The sequence below is a fragment of the Streptococcus sp. NLAE-zl-C503 genome (assembly GCF_900104285.1).
Lineage (GTDB): Bacteria > Bacillota > Bacilli > Lactobacillales > Streptococcaceae > Streptococcus.
In genome coordinates this window covers 73,024-95,720 of the sequence record NZ_FNJT01000004.1, presented here as the reverse complement: position 1 = coordinate 95,720, position 22,697 = coordinate 73,024, and the positions used below count along the sequence as shown (strand labels likewise).

General features: G+C 36.8%; 16 protein-coding genes and 1 pseudogene. All 17 read left to right on the top strand.

Annotated elements, in window-relative coordinates:
* Positions 1–95: 95 nt before the first annotated feature.
* On the top strand, positions 96–1,541 hold the full coding sequence (locus BLS46_RS07790) for an LCP family glycopolymer transferase CpsA (protein WP_093586765.1): 1,446 nt from the start codon (positions 96–98) through the stop codon (positions 1,539–1,541).
* Between the two features lies 1 nt (position 1,542).
* Positions 1,543–2,274: a capsular polysaccharide biosynthesis protein Cps4B gene (cps4B, locus tag BLS46_RS07785; protein ID WP_093586763.1), complete on the top strand. Its 732-nt coding sequence runs from the start codon at positions 1,543–1,545 to the stop codon at positions 2,272–2,274.
* 8 nt (positions 2,275–2,282) lie between these two features.
* On the top strand, positions 2,283–2,975 hold the full coding sequence (cpsC, locus tag BLS46_RS07780) for a capsular polysaccharide biosynthesis protein CpsC (RefSeq protein ID WP_093586761.1): 693 nt from the start codon (positions 2,283–2,285) through the stop codon (positions 2,973–2,975).
* 9 nt (positions 2,976–2,984) lie between these two features.
* The gene (locus BLS46_RS07775) at positions 2,985–3,668 is read left to right on the top strand and encodes a tyrosine-protein kinase (RefSeq protein WP_093586759.1); all 684 of its coding nucleotides are present in this window, start codon (positions 2,985–2,987) and stop codon (positions 3,666–3,668) included.
* 22 nt (positions 3,669–3,690) lie between these two features.
* Entirely contained in the window at positions 3,691–5,058 is a 1,368-nt protein-coding gene (locus BLS46_RS07770; protein WP_093586757.1) for a sugar transferase, read from the top strand.
* A 3-nt stretch (positions 5,059–5,061) separates the two neighbouring features.
* Positions 5,062–5,511: a PssD/Cps14F family polysaccharide biosynthesis glycosyltransferase gene (gene pssD, locus BLS46_RS07765; protein WP_093586755.1), complete on the top strand. Its 450-nt coding sequence runs from the start codon at positions 5,062–5,064 to the stop codon at positions 5,509–5,511.
* On the top strand, positions 5,511–5,990 hold the full coding sequence (locus BLS46_RS07760) for a glycosyltransferase (protein ID WP_093586753.1): 480 nt from the start codon (positions 5,511–5,513) through the stop codon (positions 5,988–5,990). Before pssD ends, BLS46_RS07760 begins: the two co-directional genes overlap by 1 nt.
* Before the next feature lie 142 nt (positions 5,991–6,132).
* Complete coding sequence (locus BLS46_RS07755) at positions 6,133–7,245, top strand: glycosyltransferase family 1 protein (protein WP_093586751.1); 1,113 nt, start codon at positions 6,133–6,135, stop codon at positions 7,243–7,245.
* Complete coding sequence (locus BLS46_RS07750; RefSeq protein ID WP_093586749.1) at positions 7,242–7,712, top strand: DapH/DapD/GlmU-related protein; 471 nt, start codon at positions 7,242–7,244, stop codon at positions 7,710–7,712. Before BLS46_RS07755 ends, BLS46_RS07750 begins: the two co-directional genes overlap by 4 nt.
* 266 nt (positions 7,713–7,978) lie before the next feature.
* Positions 7,979–8,701: pseudogene (locus BLS46_RS07745) on the top strand (glycosyltransferase family 32 protein); the annotation flags it as partial.
* A 548-nt stretch (positions 8,702–9,249) separates the two neighbouring features.
* Positions 9,250–9,870, top strand: a complete 621-nt coding sequence (locus tag BLS46_RS10130; protein ID WP_345773356.1) for an O-antigen ligase family protein — start codon at positions 9,250–9,252, stop codon at positions 9,868–9,870.
* Positions 9,864–10,364: an acyltransferase gene (locus tag BLS46_RS07735; RefSeq protein ID WP_093586743.1), complete on the top strand. Its 501-nt coding sequence runs from the start codon at positions 9,864–9,866 to the stop codon at positions 10,362–10,364. The genes BLS46_RS10130 and BLS46_RS07735 overlap by 7 nt, the downstream gene beginning before the upstream one ends.
* Positions 10,365–10,374: 10 nt before the next feature.
* Positions 10,375–11,562 (top strand): CDP-glycerol glycerophosphotransferase family protein, encoded by a 1,188-nt coding sequence (locus BLS46_RS07730; protein WP_247943661.1) that lies wholly within the window; start codon positions 10,375–10,377, stop codon positions 11,560–11,562.
* On the top strand, positions 11,531–12,982 hold the full coding sequence (locus BLS46_RS07725; RefSeq protein ID WP_247943660.1) for a lipopolysaccharide biosynthesis protein: 1,452 nt from the start codon (positions 11,531–11,533) through the stop codon (positions 12,980–12,982). Before BLS46_RS07730 ends, BLS46_RS07725 begins: the two co-directional genes overlap by 32 nt.
* A gap of 113 nt (positions 12,983–13,095) precedes the next feature.
* Positions 13,096–13,488: a glycerol-3-phosphate cytidylyltransferase gene (tagD, locus tag BLS46_RS07720; RefSeq protein WP_044812580.1), complete on the top strand. Its 393-nt coding sequence runs from the start codon at positions 13,096–13,098 to the stop codon at positions 13,486–13,488.
* Between the two features lie 341 nt (positions 13,489–13,829).
* A complete protein-coding gene (locus BLS46_RS07715; protein ID WP_093586741.1) occupies positions 13,830–15,812 on the top strand; it encodes a peptide ABC transporter substrate-binding protein in 1,983 nt (660 codons plus the stop codon).
* A 283-nt stretch (positions 15,813–16,095) separates the two neighbouring features.
* On the top strand, positions 16,096–22,587 hold the full coding sequence (locus BLS46_RS07705; RefSeq protein ID WP_093586739.1) for a SpGH101 family endo-alpha-N-acetylgalactosaminidase: 6,492 nt from the start codon (positions 16,096–16,098) through the stop codon (positions 22,585–22,587).
* Positions 22,588–22,697 lie beyond the last annotated feature (110 nt).

Genomic DNA, 22,697 nt, shown 5'->3' with positions numbered 1-22,697 from the left:
AAATGAATGAAAACGCTGAGAATTGTGGGAATAAATGGAATTTACCTTACTTTTGTGATATAATTACTTTAATTATTATAGTATAGGGGAGTGTCATGACGAAACGTTCAAAGAGATCTCGCTCGGGGAAAGTAAAGCGAAGCGTTAACATAGCCTTGTTAGCTGTTTATCTATTATTAGCTGGCTTTTTATTGTTTTTGATTTTTAAATACCATATCCTTGCTTTTAGATATCTTAATCTAGTGGCAACTACGTTAGTCCTACTAGTTGCCTTGGTAGGGCTACTCTTGATTATCTATAAAAAAGCAGAAAAGTTTACCATTTTTCTGTTGGTGTTCTCTATCCTTGTCAGCTCTGTGTCGCTCTTTGCAGTACAGCAGTTTGTTGGACTGACCAATCGTTTAAATGCGACTTCTAATTACTCAGAATATTCGATCAGTGTCGCTGTTTTAGCAGATAGTGAGGTTGGAAATGTTACGCAACTGACAAGTGTGACAGCGCCGACTGGGACTGATAATGAAAATATTCAAAAACTACTAGCTGATATCAAATCAAGTCAGAATACCGATTTGACGGTCGACCAGAGTTCGTCTTACTTGGCGGCTTACAAGAGTCTGATTGCAGGGGAGACTAAGGCCATTGTCCTAAATAGTGTCTTTGAAAATATCATCGAGTCAGAGTATCCAGACTACGCATCGAAGATAAAAAAGATTTATACCAAGGGATTCACCAAAAAAGTAGAAGCTCCTAAAACTTCAAAGAGTCAGTCTTTCAATATCTATGTGAGTGGAATTGATACCTATGGCCCGATTAGTTCAGTGTCGCGTTCAGACGTCAATATCCTGATGACTGTCAATCGAGATACCAAGAAGATCCTCTTGACCACAACGCCACGTGATGCCTATGTACCAATCGCAGACGGTGGAAATAATCAAAAAGATAAATTAACCCATGCGGGCATTTATGGAGTTGATTCATCCATCCACACCTTAGAAAATCTCTATGGAGTGGATATCAATTACTATGTGCGATTGAACTTCACTTCGTTTTTGAAATTGATTGATTTGTTGGGTGGGGTAGATGTTTATAATGATCAGGAATTCACAGCACTACACGGTAAGTTTCAATTCCCTGTGGGCAATGTTCATCTTGATTCAGAACAGGCTCTCGGTTTTGTTCGTGAGCGCTACTCCCTAGCAGATGGCGATCGTGACCGCGGGCGCAATCAACAAAAGGTGATTGTGGCTATCCTTCAAAAATTAACGTCAACCGAAGCACTGAAAAATTATAGTACGATCATTGATAGCTTGCAAGATTCTATCCAAACAAATATGCCACTTGAGACCATGATGAATTTGGTCAATGCTCAGTTAGAAAGTGGTGGAACTTACAAAGTGAATTCGCAAGACTTGAAAGGTACAGGACGGATGGATCTTCCTTCCTATGCGATGCCAGATAGTAACCTCTATATGATGGAAATTGACGACAGTAGCCTTGCATCTGTCAAAGCTGCTATTCAAGACGTGTTGGAGGGAAAATGAAATGATTGATATTCATTCGCACATTGTCTTTGATGTAGATGATGGCCCCAAGTCAAGAGAGGAAAGCAAGGCTCTCTTGACAGAAGCCTACAGGCAGGGGGTGCGAACCATTGTCTCTACCTCTCATCGTCGCAAGGGCATGTTTGAAACTCCAGAAGAGAAGATAGCAGAAAACTTTCTTCAGGTTCGGGAAATAGCTAAGGAAGTGGCGAGTGACTTGGTCATTGCTTATGGGGCTGAAATCTACTACACACCAGATGTTCTGGATAAGCTGGAAAAAAAGCGGATTCCGACCCTCAATGATAGTCGTTATGCCTTGATAGAGTTTAGTATGAACACCCCTTATCGCGATATTCATAGTGCCTTGAGCAAGATCTTGATGTTGGGAATTACTCCAGTCATTGCCCACATCGAGCGCTATGATGCTCTTGAAAATAATGAAAAACGCGTTCGAGAACTGATCGATATGGGCTGTTACACGCAAGTAAATAGTTCACATGTCCTCAAACCCAAACTTTTTGGAGAACGTTATAAATTCATGAAAAAAAGAGCGCAGTATTTCTTGGAGCGTGATTTGGTTCATGTGATTGCAAGTGATATGCACAATCTAGACGGCAGACCTCCTCATATGGCAGAAGCATATGACCTTGTTTCCCAAAAATACGGAGAAGCGAAGGCTCAGGAACTTTTTATAGACAATCCTCGAAAAATTGTAATGGATCAACTAATTTAGGAGAAATGATGAAAGAACAAAACACGATAGAAATTGATGTATTTCAATTACTTAAAACCTTGTGGAAACGCAAGCTAATAATTTTATTAGTGGCACTTGTGACAGGTGCGGGAGCTTTTGCATATAGCACTTTTATTGTTAAGCCAGAATATACAAGCACCACGCGTATTTACGTAGTCAACCGTAATCAAGGAGATAAGCCGGGACTGACGAATCAGGACTTGCAGGCAGGCTCTTATCTGGTAAAAGACTACCGCGAAATTATCCTTTCGCAGGATGTATTGGAAAAGGTAGCGACAAATTTGAAATTGGATATGCCAGCAAAAACGTTAGCTAGCAAAGTTCAAGTGACTGTACCAGCCGACACTCGTATCGTCTCAATCTCTGTCAAGGATAAACAACCAGAGGAAGCCAGTCGCATTGCTAATTCTCTACGAGAAGTTGCTGCAGAAAAGATCATCTCTGTAACGCGAGTATCTGATGTAACGACGCTTGAAGAAGCGCGACCAGCTACGACTCCCTCTTCTCCAAATGTTCGACGCAACACCTTATTTGGTTTTCTCGGAGGAGTCGTCGTAACAGTAATTACTGTTCTTTTGATTGAGTTACTCGATACCCGTGTGAAACGTCCTGAAGATGTTGAAGATGTACTGCAAATTCCACTTCTAGGAGTCGTTCCAGCTTTGGACAAAATGAAATAGGAGGAAGTTATGCCAACGTTAGAAATCTCACAGGCAAAATTGGATCTTGTAAAAAAGGCAGAGGAATATTATAATGCTTTGTGCACGAACCTACAGTTAAGTGGAGATGATTTGAAAGTATTTTCTATCACTTCTGTGAAACCAGGAGAAGGAAAATCAACGACTTCCACCAATATCGCTTGGGCTTTTGCGCGTGCAGGTTACAAAACGCTGCTGATTGATGGAGATATCCGCAATTCTGTTATGTCAGGTGTCTTTAAAGCAAGGGATAAAATTACAGGTCTGACAGAATTTCTATCAGGGACTACAGACCTGTCACAGGGGCTTTGTGATACCAATATTGAGAATCTCTTTGTGATTCAGGCTGGCTCTGTGTCACCAAATCCGACAGCACTTCTCCAAAGTAAGAATTTCAATACAATGCTTGAAACCTTGCGTAAATATTTTGACTATATCATCGTAGACACTGCTCCTGTCGGTGTCGTGATTGATGCGGCTATCATTACGCGAAAATGCGATGCTTCTATTTTAGTGACAGCGGCAGGTGAAACAAATCGACGGGATATTCAAAAAGCGAAAGAACAGTTGGAACAAACTGGGAAGCCGTTTTTGGGAGTTGTGTTGAACAAATTCGATACTTCAGTAGACAAATACGGTTCTTATGGAAATTATGGTGATTACGGAAAAAAATAAAAAATAGGTTGGGGGGATAGAGATGAATGGAAAAGTAGTAAAGCCTTCATTGGCCATAGTCCAGAGTTTTCTTGTTATTTTATTGACTTATCTACTTAGTGCTGTGAGAGAAACGGAGATTGTTTCAACAACAGCTATTGTACTTTATATCCTCCACTATTTTGTCTTTTATATCAGTGATTATGGACAGGATTTCTTTAAAAGGGGATATTTGATTGAACTTGTCCAGACATTGAAATATATCCTATTCTTTGCGCTAGCGATTAGTATTTCTAATTTTTTCTTAGAAGATCGATTTAGTATTTCCAGAAGAGGCATGATTTACTTCCTTATATTACATGCTCTCTTAGTCTATGTGCTAAACTTATTTATCAAGTGGTATTGGAAGCGGGCTTATCCCAACTTTAAAGGAAGTAAGAAGATTCTCCTACTTACAGCAACTTCTCGTGTCGAAAAGGTACTGGATAGACTAATAGAATCAGATGATGTTGTTGGGGAGTTGGTAGCCGTCAGTGTTTTAGATAAACCAGATTTTCAGCATGATTATTTAAAGGTTGTAGCAGAGGGGGAGATAGTAAACTTTGCGACTCATGAGGTGGTCGATGAAGTCTTTATCAATCTTCCAAGTGAAAAATACAATATTGGTGAGCTTGTCTCTCAGTTTGAAACGATGGGAATTGATGTAACAGTCAATCTAAATGCTTTCGATCGTAGCTTGGCACGTAACAAGCAAATTCGTGAGATGGCAGGATTAAACGTTGTGACTTTTTCTACAACATTTTATAAGACTAGCCACGTGATTGCTAAGCGGGTTATTGATATTATCGGTTCCCTGGTAGGTTTGATATTATGTGGTCTAGTCAGTATTGTACTGGTTCCTTTGATTCGAAAGGATGGAGGCACTGCTATTTTTGCTCAGACGCGTATTGGGAAAAATGGCCGCCAGTTCACTTTTTATAAGTTCCGCTCCATGTGTGTAGATGCTGAGGATAAAAAAAGAGAACTCATGGAACAAAATACCATGCAGGGTGGAATGTTTAAGGTGGATGATGATCCACGTATCACAAAAATTGGTCGTTTTATACGGAAGACGAGCTTGGACGAGCTACCACAGTTTTACAATGTTCTAAAGGGAGATATGAGTTTGGTAGGTACACGACCACCAACAGTGGACGAGTATGAGCACTATACCCCAGAACAAAAACGCCGTCTAAGTTTTAAACCTGGCATAACAGGTTTATGGCAGGTCAGCGGACGAAGTGAAATCAAAAATTTCGATGAAGTTGTCAAATTAGATGTGGCCTATATTGATGGTTGGACAATCTGGAAAGATATTGAAATTTTATTGAAGACAGTTAAGGTTGTATTGATGAAGGATGGAGCGAAGTAGGAAATGAAAATATGTTTAGTTGGATCTAGTGGAGGTCATCTGACTCATTTATATCTATTAAAACCTTTCTGGAAAGATAAGGAAAGATTTTGGGTTACTTTTGATAAAGAGGATGCAAGAAGTATCTTGGGAAATGAGACATTTTATCCTTGTCATTATCCTACTAATCGTAATTTGAAAAATCTTATTAAAAATACGATTCTTGCTTTCAATATTTTGAGAAAGGAACGCCCTGATGTTATCATCTCATCAGGGGCTGCTGTAGCAGTTCCGTTCTTTTATCTAGGAAAGATATTTGGTGCTAAGACAGTCTATATTGAAGTTTTTGACCGTATTGATACGCCAACATTAACAGGGAAATTAGTGTATCCGGTAACAGATAAGTTCATAGTGCAGTGGGAGGAAATGAAAAAAGTATATCCAAAAGCAATCAATCTTGGAGGGATTTTCTAATGATTTTTGTGACAGTAGGTACTCATGAGCAACAGTTTAATCGACTTATTAAAGAGGTTGATCGACTAAAAGGCGAGGGACTTATTCAGGATGATATTTTTATTCAGACTGGTTTTTCAGACTATGAACCAGTGCACTGCCAATGGAAAGCTTTGATTTCTTATGATGAGATGAATCGATATATGGATGAAGCAGACATTGTCATCACACATGGCGGACCTGCAACATTTATGGGAGTGATTTCCAAGGGGAAGAGACCAATTGTAGTACCTAGACAGGAAAAATTTGGCGAGCATGTGAATGATCACCAAATGGAATTTTGCTTAAAGTTACTAGGCGAAGGATACGATCTAGTTGTAATCGATGAAATTGATAAACTTAATGAGAATATTAAATATTCAAAAGTTCAGCAAGTTAGTTCTCATAATAGTAAGTTTACTAATGAACTGTCAGATATAATTGAAAATATGTTTATATAAGATATGTGTGACTGCCAGTTTTTTTGTGTTACTAATAATTGTCATACAGTCAGAGCTTTTTAAACTATATCGTTATTAAATAGTGAGTTTTATATTTTAATGATTACTATTCGTATTTAATAAGAAATAATGGAGAAGATGAATGAAGATTTTGCATATTCCAACAGGTGGCTTATTTTCAGATGGAATAGGGACGTTTATCTATTCTTATTTAGAATGCATGGATCTAGATAAATGGGAAGTGACAGTTTTAGCTACTAATATCCCACTGTTAGAAGATAAAGCAAAATTTGAGAATTTAGGTATCCAGGTAGTAGTTCTAGAGCGGAAAAAAACTGCGATTATTCACTATATGTGTCAATTATACAAATTAATAAGAGCTAATAAATATGATATAATTCATGTTCATGGTAGTAGTTCTTTAATGTCAATCGAGCTATCTGTTGCAAAAATTGCAGGGATCCCAGTAAGGATTGCCCATAGTCATAATACTACTTGTGACCATAGAAAATTAGATAAAGTATTACGGCCAGTATTTCATAAGTTATATACGCAGGCGTGGACATGTGGTGAAGGAGCTGGGAAATGGCTTTTTACCAATAGAGAATATACTATTATTCATAATGCAAGAAATATAAAGCGTTATCAATTTAGTGAGTCCAAACGACAACAATTTAGAAAAAAACTATCTCTTAAAGATACAACTCTTGCTTTAGGTCATGTTGGTCGGTTTAATGTTCAAAAAAATCATGAATTTCTTGTGTTATTATTGGAAAATTTAGTAATACAAGGACTAGATGTTAAATTATTTTTAGTAGGTGAAGGGTCAACTTTATCAAAAATTAAGAATATGGTTTCTGAAAAATCTTTAGAAGATAGGGTCTTCTTTCTAGGTCATCTTAATGATATGAAATCATTCGTGTCTGCTATGGATATAATGCTTCTCCCAAGCTTGTACGAAGGTCTCCCTCTGGTGTCAGTAGAATGGCAACTAAATGGAATACAATGTATCTTATCTGATACTATAACAAAGGAGTGTATCTACACTAAACAAGTGACTTCTTTACCAATTGGGACCCCTCTTTATTGGGGAAAAGCGATAAGAGATTTCTGTCCAGAAGATAGATTGAGACAATCAATTGAGAATCAAAGACTTGCGAGAGAAGCTGGTTATGATATTGAACTGGAATCAGTTAAATTAGATACTTTATACAATAAATTGATAATGGCTATAAAAGATAGGACAAGAAAATGAAAAATGATAGGAAAGCTCAACTAATAATTACAATTTTTAAATATGGTAAAAGACATGTAGGACGATCAACTTTTTATCATAAGTTAAATTATAAAATGTATCAAATTTTAAATGCTATATTTGTAATTGGTATTTTCAATACAGAATTACCAGCATCACAAAATATTAGTGATAATATAATATTGTTTCATCCGTATGGGATAATAGTTAATGGCGATGTAACTTTAGGGAATAATGTTGTGATAAGACAGCAGGTTACCATTGGTAATAAAGGGATGGAAAGAGACGTGGGAAAATCTCCTATTATCGAAGCAGGTGTTGATATTGGAGCAGGCGCTAAAATTATAGGAGGGATAACGATTGGTGAGGGTTCAAAAGTAGGAGCTAATGCTGTTGTAACAAAAAGCTTTCCACCTGGTTCAATTTTAGTAGGAGTTCCAGCGAGGAATATAGCATCAGAGAAGTAATTTGGGATAGAATACAAATAAATGTGTTAATATGCTAAGATATGAGCATCAGCGACAATGCTGTTTGAATATTTTAGTGAATCAAAAAAGAGAGAAAAATGATAAAATCTAACTTAGTAAGTATTATATTATATTATATGTTCAATAAGAACTGTCGAATTAATTTAATAAATTTAGTGATAAATACGTACTAGTGAGAATTTGTTTTATTGTAAGAGAGTTCCTATCATTATAGATAATTACTAAATAGTCAGGGAAAGGAAAAACTAATGATTCCAAAAAAAATACATTATTGCTGGTTTGGTGGAGGTCCATTACCTACTGATGTTAAAAAATGTATTGATAGCTGGAGAAAATTTTGTCCGGAATATGAGATTATTAGATGGGATGAAAGCAATTTTATTATTAGTGATCAAAACAATTTTGTTCAGGCTGCATATGAAAACAAAGCTTGGGCATTTGTTAGCGACTATGCACGGTTAAGAATCATATATGAAAATGGTGGTATCTATTTGGATACAGATGTTGAATTGATTAGAAATCTTGATGAATTGCTTGACCATGTAGCTTTTTTTGGTGCTCACCAGGTAAATGGATTAGTAGCTACTGGTCTAGGTTTTGGTTCGGAAAAGGGGACGGAGATATTAAAAGAATTATTAAGACTGTATGATAATACAGATTTTGATCCGTGTAAAAAGAATGAGTTGGCATGTCCCATACTTAATTCGTTTGTCTTTACTGATTTTGGCTATCAGCCTTCTTCTAACATTGTTCAAACGGAGTATTTTACTATCTATCCTGCTGAGTATTTTGATCCTATATATGTTGGAGCCAATGCTAGAAATTTATTATCGGAGAAAACATATTCAATTCATCATTACAGTGCCTCTTGGACTCCTGTGAGAGTTAGAATAAAAAATAAAATCATTAGATATATTGGTAGGGATAAGATTCTACAATTAAAGAAAATTCTAGAAAGGAAAAGATAATGAAAATATCGCTTTCCAAAGTATTTTTTTTACAATTTTGTGCACTTTATATCTTTACAATTTTATATCCTAGAGGTATTACATTAACTTATTCTTCATCTGCAGATTTTTTTACTCTAATTTATAAATTTTGTTTATATTTCACCATCGCAGCCAGTATGATATATATTTTTATAAAAATATTATATCAGAGACTACACCTAGCATCATATACTTTTTTTATATTGCAGTATTATATTGTTTCTATAGTTATTACATTGTTTTTAACAGGCACAATAGATTCGGGTTTACAAACAGTCTTTTATCCGATCTGTATATATTTATTTTTTAATGAGATTCAAGATAGGGTATTGATTATAAAAATTAGTGATATATTTTTATACTGTTTAACTCTTTTATTCTTTATAAATACTTTGGATCTTATGATGAATTTTACCAATATTTATCATATAACCTTTTTGGGGCATGTCCAAGTGATATCACAATTTGGAATTATAGCTTTTTTCATTTCTTCCTATTACTTAATGATAGGAAATAGAAATCGCAAGATGGCCTTACTATTACAAATTTTGACTGTGCTCAATTGTCTATATGCTGATGTTTTTTTATCAAAGATTATAGCAATCTTCATGATTATTTACGCATTATCATTTAACATAAAGAGAGTATTTTGGAAGAGAGGAATTCTGATTTCTTTCTTGACATTTATTATAACTATTCTGCTTCTTTTCATTGATATTCAAGGTTATTTGATAAGATATTTACAATATTTTGATTTTACTTTTAATGGCCGCTATCAAATTTGGCGTATTGCTTATCAAAAATTTTTAGATTCAAAAATATATGGTTATGGAGTTTTTAGCCTTCATTTCAATCTTCCGTGGCAAGATTCTGGTGCTAAGGGGATCAACTATGCTCATAATCAGTTTATGCAATTAGCAATAGATAATGGAGTAATTGGTATCGTCTCTTTCTTTATTATGATTTTTTATATGATATTTTTAACAAGGAAGATTAGAAATTGTAGAGTAGCTTCATTGTTTTTATTTTCGTACTTTTGTTTGTTTATAGTAATGTTTATTGAAAGTGTAACCTATTACCCGTATTACTTTATTATATTGATTTTTCAAATATTATATGAAAGGTTAGAGCAGGTGGGAGAATGCTAAATAGTTTAATTAGAAGATTTAATCAAATTTTCTATAGTTATCGGGTTAGAAGAAAAGCTGCAGTTGCTAAAGGAAGAGTGTACACGGGTGGAAAAACATTTGTTACTTCGAATACCTATCTTTCTGAGAATGTTTCTTTTAATGGCATGTCAATGTTTGGAGAAGGTAGAATTTCGATAGGAAGAAATTTCCATTCTGGTATGAATTGCCAAATTATAACGTCGTTTCATGACTATGATACAGGAACTAAGATACCGTACGACAACAAGTACATACATAAAGACGTAATTATTGATGATAATGTCTGGATTGGGAATAATGTTATTATCCTCGGCGGATCTCATATCGGAGAAGGAGCAGTTATTCAAGCAGGGAGTACAGTTGTAGGGGAAATACCTCCAGGAGCAATCGCAGGTGGTCATCCAGCAAGAGTATTTAAATTTAGGAATATGGAGCATTATGAAGAATTAAAGAGACTAGAACAATTTTATTAAGGAGCAATATATGAATATTATAAGATATTTGAAAAGAAATGGATTTCGATATACATTAAATGTCCTCTATCAATATAAAATTCAAAAGATTTTAGATTCAATTGTTATTAGATTTACTAAGTTTAAAAAGTTACAAAATATTATTGTCATTGAATGTCACACAGACTTTGATAATAATGGAGGAGCTTTTTATGATTATTTGATAAGAAATAATTATAATAAGAAATATAAAATTATTTTATTATTAAAAAATCGACTAGTACGTACTCTTCCTGAAAATGTAGATTATTTTTATTTGAAAAAACCTAGTTTGAGAAAGGCATATTTGTTATCATTAAGTAAATTTTTTCTTTTCGATAATGATATACTTCGTAAATATAGAAAAGATCAAAAATACTTTTATTTAACACATGGGTGCTTTCCTTTAAAAAATACAATAGGTAAAATAACAGTTCCGAATTATGTTGATTTTGTTCTATCTCCCTCGGGCAATGTAGATAATATTATAGTTAAGCAGTTTGGATTAACATCTAAAGAGCAGTGCCTTCACACTGGATTTCCGTGTCATGATATCTTTTATTCAAAACCAGAACCTCTAGTATTTTTATCTGATTATGATAAAAAAATTATCTGGGCACCAACTTTTAGAAAGGGTGGTGGCTATAATAGAAATGATAGTACAGCTAGCTATCCTTTAGGTATTCCGTTACTTGAAACACTAGATGAACTTGCAAACCTAAACACATATCTAAGTCAACGGGATATTGTCCTGATTGTAAAGTTACATCCAATGCAAGATATTTCAGATTTGGAGTTGAAACAATTTAGTCATATTATGTTTCTGACAAATCAAGATTTGAATCGTAAAAATACAAATCTGTATCAATTGCTGATGAATTCAGATGCTTTACTCAGTGACTATTCTGCAATCTCGTATGATTATTTACACCTTGATAAACCAATAGGGTATGTTTTTTCGGATCTAAATGATTATAAGTTGGGGCTTTCAGTTGATAATGTAGATGATTACATAGCAGGTGATAAGATACTGTCTTTTAACAACTTGCTGCACTTTATTGATAACATTTATCTAGAAATTGATAAAAATAAAGAAAAACGCAAGGAACTATTTAATAAAATATTCGAAAAACAGGATGGAGAATCGTGTGAAAGATTGGCACAAATTATGGAATTATAAAAGCCGTTACGAAGAAATGTCTGTTGGGATGAAAGCGGCACTCTGGTATACTGTTGCAAATTTTATTCAAAAGGGTTTTGTATTTCTTTCAACTCCGATTTTAACCAGAATACTTAATGTTGATGATTACGGTACATTGATGCTTTACCAATCATGGTTTGTACTATTTGCTATTTTTGCGACCTTGAATCTTTCTCAAACAGCTTATAATAAGGGCTTAGTGGAATTTGAGAATGATAAAGATAATTTTACATTTTCTTTGTTGTTTTTGTCTAAGATTATTACTATAATTGTTGCTTTTTTATATTTTACTTTTAATATACTGGTTAAAGATAGTACTGGATTAACTCCCAGTTTCATGATATTTTTATTCAGTGATATTTTATTTAATATTAGTATAGAATTTTATTTGGCACGTCAAAGATTTGAATTCAAATATAGAAAAGCAGTTCTAATTTCAACTTCTTCAAGTTTTTTAATTGTGGCTATTAGTACAACTATCTTATTAGCGATTAAGAATGATTTATTCATTAAAATTGTATTAGATGCTATTATCCGAATTATCTTTGGTTTATATTGTTTTTATCTCTTGTTTTTTTCAGGGAGAAGGCAACTTAAGATAGAAAAAAAATATATTAAATATGGTTTGAGTTATTCATTACCTTTGATACCGCATTTCTTATCGCACTATATTTTGAATCAGTCTGACCGTTTGATGATTAACATGTTTGATGGTAAGGAGAAATTAGCTATATATAGTCTAGCTTATTCTGTATCAATGATTATGTTTTTGTTTACTAATGCGATTAATCAATCAATAATGCCGTATACATTTCAGGCTTTGAAAAAAAAGGATTATTGTGGGATACATAGGAGTACCAAATGGCTTTTTGTAGTAGTTGGGGGGATCACAGCTCTCTCAATTCTATTTGCACCAGAACTAATTGTTATTTTAGGTGGCAATAAATATAGGGAATCAATTTGGCTAGTACCTCCAATTGCCATCTCGGTTTATTTCCTTTTTGTATATTCTATGTTTAGTAATATCAGTTTTTATTATAAGATGAATAAACTGATTTCGTTAGTTTCCACAGGTGCGGCTCTTTCAAATATTATTCTAAATTATATTTTTATTAATATATTTGGATATCAAGCTGCAGCTTACACTACATTATTATGCTATATATTGTTATCGTTTTCTCATTTTTTCTTATATAGATTTTTATTAAAAAAAGAGGAAATTCATGAGGAACTTTATAATATGAAGATGATTTTAATAATATCTTTAATATTATTAATAATACTATTTTTGATACTTGTTATTTATAACTTAGCCATTATAAGATATGCAATTATTGCAATTGTTTTATTTCTTTTGTTTACAAAGAGAAATAAAATAATCACATCACTAAAAAGTTGATATTGAAAATTTAGAATCAAATTGAGAATATAGTAGATATCAAACCAGTATTAATAATGAATAATTGTTTTTATGTAATTTAGGATTAATCAAAAAATTGAAAGGAAATATCAATGAAAAGAGTAATTACTTATGGAACCTTTGATTTGCTTCATTATGGACATATCAATTTGCTAAAGAGAGCGAAGCAATTAGGAGATTATCTCATTGTTGTAGTTTCAAGTGATGAGTTCAATTTGAAAGAAAAAAATAAAGTTTGTTACTTTAATTTTGAACATAGAAAAAATTTGGTTGAAGCAATAAGATATGTTGATCTGGTGATTCCTGAAACAAGTTGGGAACAGAAAAAAACAGATATTAAAGAATATCACATTGATACATTTGTTATGGGAGATGATTGGAAAGGAAAATTTGATTATTTAAAAGAAGAAGGAGTGGAAGTAGTTTATTTACCAAGAACTAAAGAAATATCTACCACTAAAATTAAAGAAGATTTAGCAGATTAGATTTATTACAAAAATATTTTGAGATCAGATAATAAATTTGTTTCCATAATTATTAATGTCTTGACTATTTAAATCTCATTTTAAAAAAATCTAGTTTAAGATACCTAAAAATTCCATTTTTGAATATTGTTTTATTACCACAGAAGTATATTAAATTAAAATAAATTATTTTAGATTTATAATGTGGCTCTTTGTCAACTAACATCTGGGGAGGACAATCACTGTCTTCTCATTTTTTGTCTTTTCAGAATATACCAAACTAACCCAAAAATTCTGAAAATTCTGTTGACATCTTTTTGAAAAGAGTCTATAATGGAGAGAAAGTTTTAAAGGAGAAAATGATGAAAAGTTCAAAACTATTTGCCCTTGCGGGTGTGACATTATTGGCAGCGACTACTTTAGCTGCATGCTCTGGATCAGGTTCGAGCGCTAAAGGTGAGAAGACATTCTCATACATTTATGAGACGGATCCTGACAACCTGAACTATTTGACAACTAATAAAGCAGCTACAGCAAATATTACCAGCAACGTGGTTGATGGTCTGCTAGAAAATGACCGCTACGGAAACTTTGTGCCGTCTATGGCTGAGAATTGGTCTGTATCCAAGGATGGATTGACTTACACTTATACTATCCGTAAGGATGCAAAATGGTATACTTCTGAAGGTGAAGAATACGCGGCAGTCAAAGCTCAAGACTTTGTAACAGGACTTAAATATGCTGCTGATAAAAAATCTGATGGTCTTTATTTAGTTCAAGAATCAATCAAAGGATTGGACGCCTATGTTAAAGGAGAAATTACAGACTTCTCTCAAGTAGGCATCAAGGCCCTTGATGATTATACAGTTCAGTACACATTGAACAAGCCAGAAAGCTTCTGGAATTCTAAGACAACGATGGGAGTTTTGGCTCCAGTAAATGAAGAGTTCTTGAACTCCAAAGGGGATGACTTCGCCAAAGGGACAGATCCTAGTAGTATTCTCTATAATGGACCATTCTTGCTCAAATCGATTGTAGCCAAATCTTCTGTTGAGTTTGAAAAGAATCCAAACTATTGGGATAAAGATAATGTCCGCATTGGCAAGGTGAAATTGTCATACTGGGATGGCCAAGATACCAACAAACCAACTGAAGCCTTCAAAGATGGCAGCTTTACAATGGCACGTCTCTTCCCAACAAGCGCAAGCTACCCAGAGACTGAAAAAGCCTTTAAAGACAATATTGTTTACACACAACAAGACTCAACAACTTTCTTAGTTGGTATCAATATCGACCGTCAGTCTTATCAACATACTTCTAAGACAGCTGATGAACAAAAAACATCTACCAAGAAAGCTCTTCTAAATAAAGATTTCCGTCAAGCGCTTGCCTTTGGTTTTGATAGAACTGCCTATGCCTCTCAAGTAAATGGCGCAAGTGGTGCGACTAAACTGCTTCGCAACTTGTTTGTCCCACCTACATTTGTTCAAGCAGATGGTAAAAACTTTGGTGAGTTGGTCAAAGAAAAATTGGTGACATACGGTGACGAGTGGAGCAACGTGAACTTGGATGATGCTCAAGATGGACTTTACAATCCAGAAAAAGCCAAAGCAGAATTCGCCAAGGCTAAGATAGCTCTTCAAGCAGAAGGTGTGAAATTCCCAATCCACTTGGATATGCCTGTAGACCAAACAAACACAACGAAAGTTCAACGTGTGCAATCTTTGAAACAGTCACTTGAAGTAACTTTGGGAACAGATAATGTAGTTGTGGATATCCAACAACTTCAAAAAGACGATGTCTTGAACATCACCTACTTTGCCGAGACTGCTGCTGGTGAAGATTGGGATATCTCAGATAACGTTGGTTGGTCTCCAGACTTTGCGGATCCATCTACCTATCTTGATATTATCAAACCATCTGTAGGAGAAAATACAAAGACTTACCTAGGATTTGACTCTGGAACCAACAACGCTGCTGCCAAGCAAGTTGGTTTGGAAGACTACGAAAAAATGGTTGTGGAAGCTGGGGAAGAAACTACTGACGTTTCAAAACGTTATGAAAAATATGCTGCTGCCCAAGCTTGGTTGACAGATAGTGCCTTGATCATCCCAACAACTTCTCAAACTGGTCGTCCAATGTTGTCTAAGATGGTACCATTTACTCTTCCGTTTGCTTACTCAGGTAACAAAGGTATGAGCGAAGCCCTTTTGTACAAATATCTAGAAGTACAAGATAAGCCAGTAACAACAGAAGAATACCAAAAAGCCCAAGAAAAATGGCTGAAAGAAAAAGAAGAGTCTAATAAAAAGGCCCAAGAAGATCTCGCAAAACATGTGAAATAACTGTTGCAAAATATAAGAAAGGATTTAGTATTCCTCTTGGATGCTGAATCCTTTTTTACATTTGTAAAGAAAGATTCTAAATTTGGAGCCTCTTTTTGTCGGAATAGAGAAAATTTTCCTTAATTTTACTTGTTTCCTATTGCTTTCTCAGCTATTATTTGTTATATTAAAAGCACAATTATTTTTTATTTATCAGGGTTAAGCATTGCACTTTCAGAGGAAGGAGTATTTTTTAAAAAAGAAATGTAAACGCTTACTCAAAAATGAAAGGATTTAGGACTTTATGAATAAAGGATTATTTGAAAAACGTTGTAAATATAGTATTCGGAAATTTTCATTAGGTGTTGCTTCTGTTATGATTGGGGCTGCATTCTTTGGGACAAGTACAGTTCTTGCAGATAGCGTGCAGTCTGGCTCCACAGCGAATTTACCAGCGGACCTAGCTGCTGCTCTTGCAACAGCAAAAGAGAATGATGGGCGTAATTTTGAAGCACCAAAGGCGGGAGAAGACCAAGGGTCTCCAGAAGTTACGGATGGACCTAAGACAGAAGAAGAACTATTAGCACTTGAAAAAGAAAAATCAGCTAGTTCAGATAAGTTACCAGAAGGCTTAGAAGGCAAATTAGATAAGGCTGAAGATAAAGGGAAAGAAGTTGACAAGGATCAATTAGCTAAGGATACTGAGAATCTCGTTCCAGAAGATGTAGCTAAAACAAAGAATGGTGAATTAAACTACGGAGCAACTGTCAAAATCAAGACACCGTCAGGTGAAGGTAGTGGGATTGTCATTGGCGAAAATCTTGTTTTAACTGTTTCACATAACTTTATAAAAGATGTTCCAGATGGCAATAATCGCAAGGTCGTTGACAATGATAATGGTGAAGGGGATATCTACAGTATTTCCTATCCAGGACTACCAGATGTTAAATTTAGTAAAAAAGACATTATTCACTGGGATCGCGAAGGTTTCCTAAAAGGCTACAAGAATGATTTGGCTCTTGTTCGATTGCGAACAGTTCTGGAAAATGCTCCAGCAGAAGTGACTGAAAAACCTGCAGTGAAAAAGGTTGGAGATAAATTGCATGTCTTTGGCTATCCAACTGGAAAATTATCACCAGTCCTCAATACAACTATTGAATTAGTCGAATCCTACGGTGAGGGCGTAAAAGGGATCGGTTATCAAGGTAGCCATCCAGGTGCTAGTGGTGGTGGTATCTTTGATACAGAAGGAAAACTCGTCGGTGTTCATCAAAATGGAGTTGTTGGTCAACGTAGTGGTGGTATTCTCTTCTCACCTGCTCAATTGAAATGGATCCAAGATCACATGAAGGGAATTTCAAGTGTTAAACCAGCAGACTTGGAAGAGAAAGAAAAACCAGCCGAAGATAAACCAAAAGAGGACAAACCAGCTGCTAAACCTGAAACACCTGAGAAAGTGACAGCTGAATGGCAAACTGTAGAGAAAAAAGAACAACAGGGAACAGTCACTATCCGAGAAGAAAAAGGTATCCGCTACAACCAACTATCTTCAACTGCTCAAAATGATAACGCAGGCAAACCAGCTCTGTTTGAAAAGAAGGGCTTGACCGTTGATGCCAATGGAAATGCAACTGTTGATTTAACCTTCAAAGAAGATTCTGAAAAGGGCAAATCACGCTTTGGTGTCTTCCTGAAATTTAAAGATACCAATAATAATGTTTTTGTCGGTTATGACAAGGATGGCTGGTTCTGGGAGTATAAATCTCCAACAACCAGCACTTGGTATAGAGGTAGTCGTGTCGCTGCACCTGAAACAGGATCAACAAACCGTCTCTCTATCACTCTCAAGTCAGATGGTCAGCTAAATGCCAGCAATAACGATGTCAATCTCTTTGACACAGTTACTCTACCAGCTGCGGTCAATGACCATCTTAAAAACGAGAAGAAGATTCTTCTCAAGGCAGGTTCTTATGGCGATGAGCGAACAGTTGTTAGCGTTAAAACGGATAACCAAGAGGGGGTAAAAACAGAGGATACTCCTGCTGAAAAAGAAACAGGAGCTGTGGTTGACGATAGCAAGGTAACTTATGACACTATTCAGTCTAAGGTCCTCAAAGCAGTGATTGACCAAGCCTTCCCACGTATTAAAGAATACAGCTTGAACGGGCATACCTTGCCAGGACAAGTCCAACAATTCAATAAAGTCTTTATCAACAAACACGAAGTCACACCTGAAGTTACTTACAAAAAAATCAATGAGACAACTGCAGAGTACTTGATGAAGCTTCGCGATGATGCTAATCTTATCAATGCAGAAATGACGGTCCGTCTGCAAGTTGTTGATAATCAGTTGCACTTTGATGTGACCAAGATTGTCAACCATAATCAAGTCACTCCAGGTCAAAAGATTGATGACGAAAGAAAATTGCTTTCTTCTATTAGTTTCCTTGGTAATGCCCTAGTCTCTGTTTCTAGTGATCAAGCTGGGGCTAAGTTTGATGGGGCAACCATGTCAAACAATACCCATGTCAGCGGAGATGATCATATCGATGTAACCAATCCAATGAAAGACTTGGCTAAGGGTTACATGTATGGATTTGTTTCTACAGATAAGCTTGCTGCAGGTGTCTGGAGCAACTCTCAAAACAGCTACGGCGGGGGTTCTTATGACTGGACTCGTTTGACAGCCTACAAGGAAACAGTCGGAAATGCCAACTATGTTGGAATTCATAGTTCTGAATGGCAATGGGAAAAAGCTTATAAGGGCATTGTCTTTCCAGAATACACCAAGGAACTTCCAAGTGCCAAGGTTGTTATCACTGAAGATGCCAATGCGGATAAGAAAGTCGATTGGCAAGATGGTGCCATTGCTTATCGTAGCATCATGAACAACCCTCAAGGTTGGGAAAAAGTTAAGGATATCACAGCTTATCGTATCGCGATGAACTTTGGCTCACAAGCACAAAACCCATTCCTTATGACTTTGGATGGAATCAAGAAGATCAATCTCCACACAGATGGTCTAGGACAAGGTGTTCTCCTTAAAGGATATGGTAGCGAAGGCCATGACTCTGGTCACTTGAACTATGCTGATATTGGTAAGCGTATCGGTGGTGTTGAAGACTTTAAGACCCTAATTGAGAAGGCTAAGAAATATGGAGCTCATCTAGGTATCCACGTTAACGCTTCAGAAACTTATCCTGAGTCTAAATACTTCAATGAAAAAATCCTTCGTAAGAATCCAGATGGAAGCTATAGCTACGGCTGGAACTGGCTAGACCAAGGTATCAACATTGATGCTGCTTATGACTTGGCGCATGGACGTTTGGCTCGCTGGGAAGACTTGAAGAAAAAACTTGGTGACGGTCTCGACTTTATCTATGTGGACGTTTGGGGCAATGGCCAATCAGGTGATAACGGTGCCTGGGCTACCCACGTTCTTGCAAAAGAAATCAATAAACAAGGCTGGCGCTTTGCGATCGAGTGGGGACACGGTGGTGAGTACGACTCTACCTTCCATCACTGGGCAGCTGACTTGACCTATGGTGGCTACACCAATAAAGGTATCAACAGTGCCATCACACGCTTTATCCGTAACCACCAAAAAGATGCTTGGGTAGGGGACTACAGAAGTTACGGTGGCGCAGCAGACTACCCACTTCTAGGTGGCTACAGCATGAAAGACTTTGAAGGCTGGCAAGGACGGAGCGACTACAATGGCTACGTGACTAACCTCTTTACTCATGATGTCATGACCAAGTATTTCCAACACTTCACTGTAAGTAAATGGGAAAATGGTACACCGGTGACTATGACCGATAACGGTAGCACCTATAAATGGACTCCAGAAATGCGAGTGGAATTGGTAGATGCTGACAATAATAAAGTAGTTGTAACTCGTAAGTCAAATGATGTCAATAGCCCACAATACCGTGAACGTACAGTAACTCTCAACGGACGTGTTATCCAAGATGGTTCAGCTTACTTGACTCCTTGGAACTGGGATGCAAATGGTAAGAAACTTCCTACTGATAAGGAAAAAATGTACTACTTCAATACGCAGACTGGTGCAACAACTTGGACCCTGCCGAGCGATTGGGCAAAGAGCAAGGTTTACCTTTACAAGCTAACTGACCAAGGTAAGACAGAAGAGCAAGAATTAACTGTGAAAGACGGCAAGATTACCCTAGACCTTCTAGCTAATCAACCATACGTACTTTACCGTTCGAAACAAAACAATCCTGAAATGTCATGGAGCGAAGGCATGCACATCTATGACCAAGGATTTAACAGCGGTACCTTGAAACATTGGACCATTTCAGGCGATGCTTCTAAGGCAGAAATTGTCAAATCACAAGGCGCAAATGAAATGCTTCGTATTCAAGGAAACAAAGAAAAAGTCAGCCTTACTCAGAAACTGACTGGCTTGAAACCAAATACTAAGTATGCTGTTTATGTCGGTGTCGATAATCGTAGTAATGCCAAGGCGAGCATCACTGTGAATACTGGTGAAAAAGAAGTGACCACTTATACCAATAAGTCTCTCGCTCTCAACTATGTTAAGGCCTACGCCCACAATACACGTCGTGACAATGCTACAGTTGACAATACAAGTTACTTCCAAAACATGTACGCCTTCTTTACAACTGGATCGGACGTCTCAAATGTTACTTTGACATTGAGTCGTGAAGCTGGTGATGAAGCAACTTACTTTGATGAAATTCGTACCTTTGAAAACAATTCAAGCATGTACGGAGAAAACCATGATACAGGTAAAGGCACCTTCAAACAAGACTTTGAAAATGTTGCTCAAGGTATCTTCCCATTCGTAGTGGGCGGTGTCGAAGGTGTTGAAGACAACCGCACTCACTTGTCTGAAAAGCATGATCCATATACACAACGTGGTTGGAACGGTAAGAAAGTTGATGATGTTATCGATGGAAATTGGTCACTCAAGACCAATGGACTGGTTAGCCGTCGTAACTTGGTTTACCAAACTATCCCACAAAACTTCCGCTTTGAAGCTGGTAAGACCTACCGTGTAACCTTTGAATACGAAGCAGGTTCTGACAATACTTACGCCTTTGTAGTCGGTAAGGGAGAATTCCAGTCAGGTCGTCGTGGTACTCAAGCAAGCGACATGGAAATGCATGAATTGCCAAATACTTGGACGGATTCTAAGAAAGCCAAGAAGGCAACCTTCCTCGTGACAGGTGCAGAAACAGGCGATACTTGGGTAGGTATCTACTCAACTGGAAATGCAAGCAATACTCGTGGTGATTCTGGTGGAAATGCCAACTTCCGTGGTTATAATGACTTCATGATGGATAATCTTCAAATCGAAGAAATTACCCTAACAGGTAAGATGTTAACAGAAAATGCTCTGAAGAACTACTTGCCAACGGTTGCCATGACCAACTACACGAAAGAGTCTATGGATGCTCTGAAAGAGGCGGTCTTTAACCTCAGTCAGGCAGATGATGATATCAGTGTCGAAGAAGCGCGTGCAGAGATTGCCAAGATTGAGGCTTTGAAGAATGCTTTGGTTCAGAAGAAGACCGCCTTGGTAGCAGAAGACTTTGAAAGTTTGGATGCGCCTGCTCAAGCTGGTGAAGGCTTGGAAAATGCCTTTGATGGTAATGCATCTAGCCTATGGCATACATCTTGGGATGGAGGAGATGTAGGCAAGCCTGCAACTATGGTCTTGAAAGAACCGACTGAAATTACAGGACTTCGCTATGTTCCACGTGGTTCAAGTTCAAACGGTAACTTGAGAGATGTGACACTGGTTGTAACAGATGAGTCTGGCAAGGAGCACACTTTCACTGCGACGGACTGGCCTGATAACAATAAGCCAAAAGACATTAACTTTGGTAAGACAATCAAGGCTAAGAAAATCGTCCTTACGGGAACAAAGACTTACGGAGACGGTGGAGATAAATACCAATCTGCAGCGGAACTCATCTTTACCCGTCCACAGGTAGCAGAGACACCGCTTGACTTGTCAGGATATGAAGCAGCTTTAGCTAAGGCTCAAAAATTGACAGACAAAGAAAATCAAGAGGAAGTGGCTGGAGTTCAGGCGAGCATGAAATATGCGACGGATAACCATCTCTTGACGGAAAGAATGGTGGCCTACTTCGCAGACTATCTCAACCAATTAAAAGATTCTGCTACGAAACCAGACGCTCCAACAAGTAGCAAGGGTGAAGAACAACCTCCAGTTCTTGAAGTTCCTGAATTTAAGGGCGGCGTCAATGCAGTAGAAGCAGCTGTACATGAAGTCCCAGAGTTCAAGGGCGGCGTTAATGCGGTTGAAGCAGCTGTTCATGACCTACCTGAGTTCATGGGAGGAGTCAATGCAGTAGAAGCAGCTGTACATGAAGTCCCTGAGTTCAAGGGCGGCGTTAATGCGGTTGAAGCAGCTGTTCATGACCTACCTGAGTTCATGGGAGGAGTCAATGCAGTTGAAGCCTTGGTACACGAATTGCCAGAATACACTGGTGGTGTTAATGGAGTTGAGCCAGCCCTACATGAAAAACTAGAGTACACAGGCCCACTAGGTACAGCAGGTGATGAACCAGCACCAACTGTTGAGAAACCAGAGTATAAGTTGACACCAGCTCCACTAGCTGATACAAAGACATCAGAAATCAAAGATACTCTGAAAAATGAAGAAAGCAAAAAGACACTCCCAGAAACAGGAGAAGACCAGTCTGATACAGCCCTCTTCCTAGCAGGAATCAGCCTAGCATTGTCAGCCGCCCTCTTTGCTATTAACAGTAAAAAAGAATAGATATTTATTTATTCCACAACTACATTGTTTGGATAAGTGACTTGGACTTCTATGGGGGTCAGAGTCGGAAAATGAATCAAACACCTGGAGAGGACCTCTTGGTTCTCTTC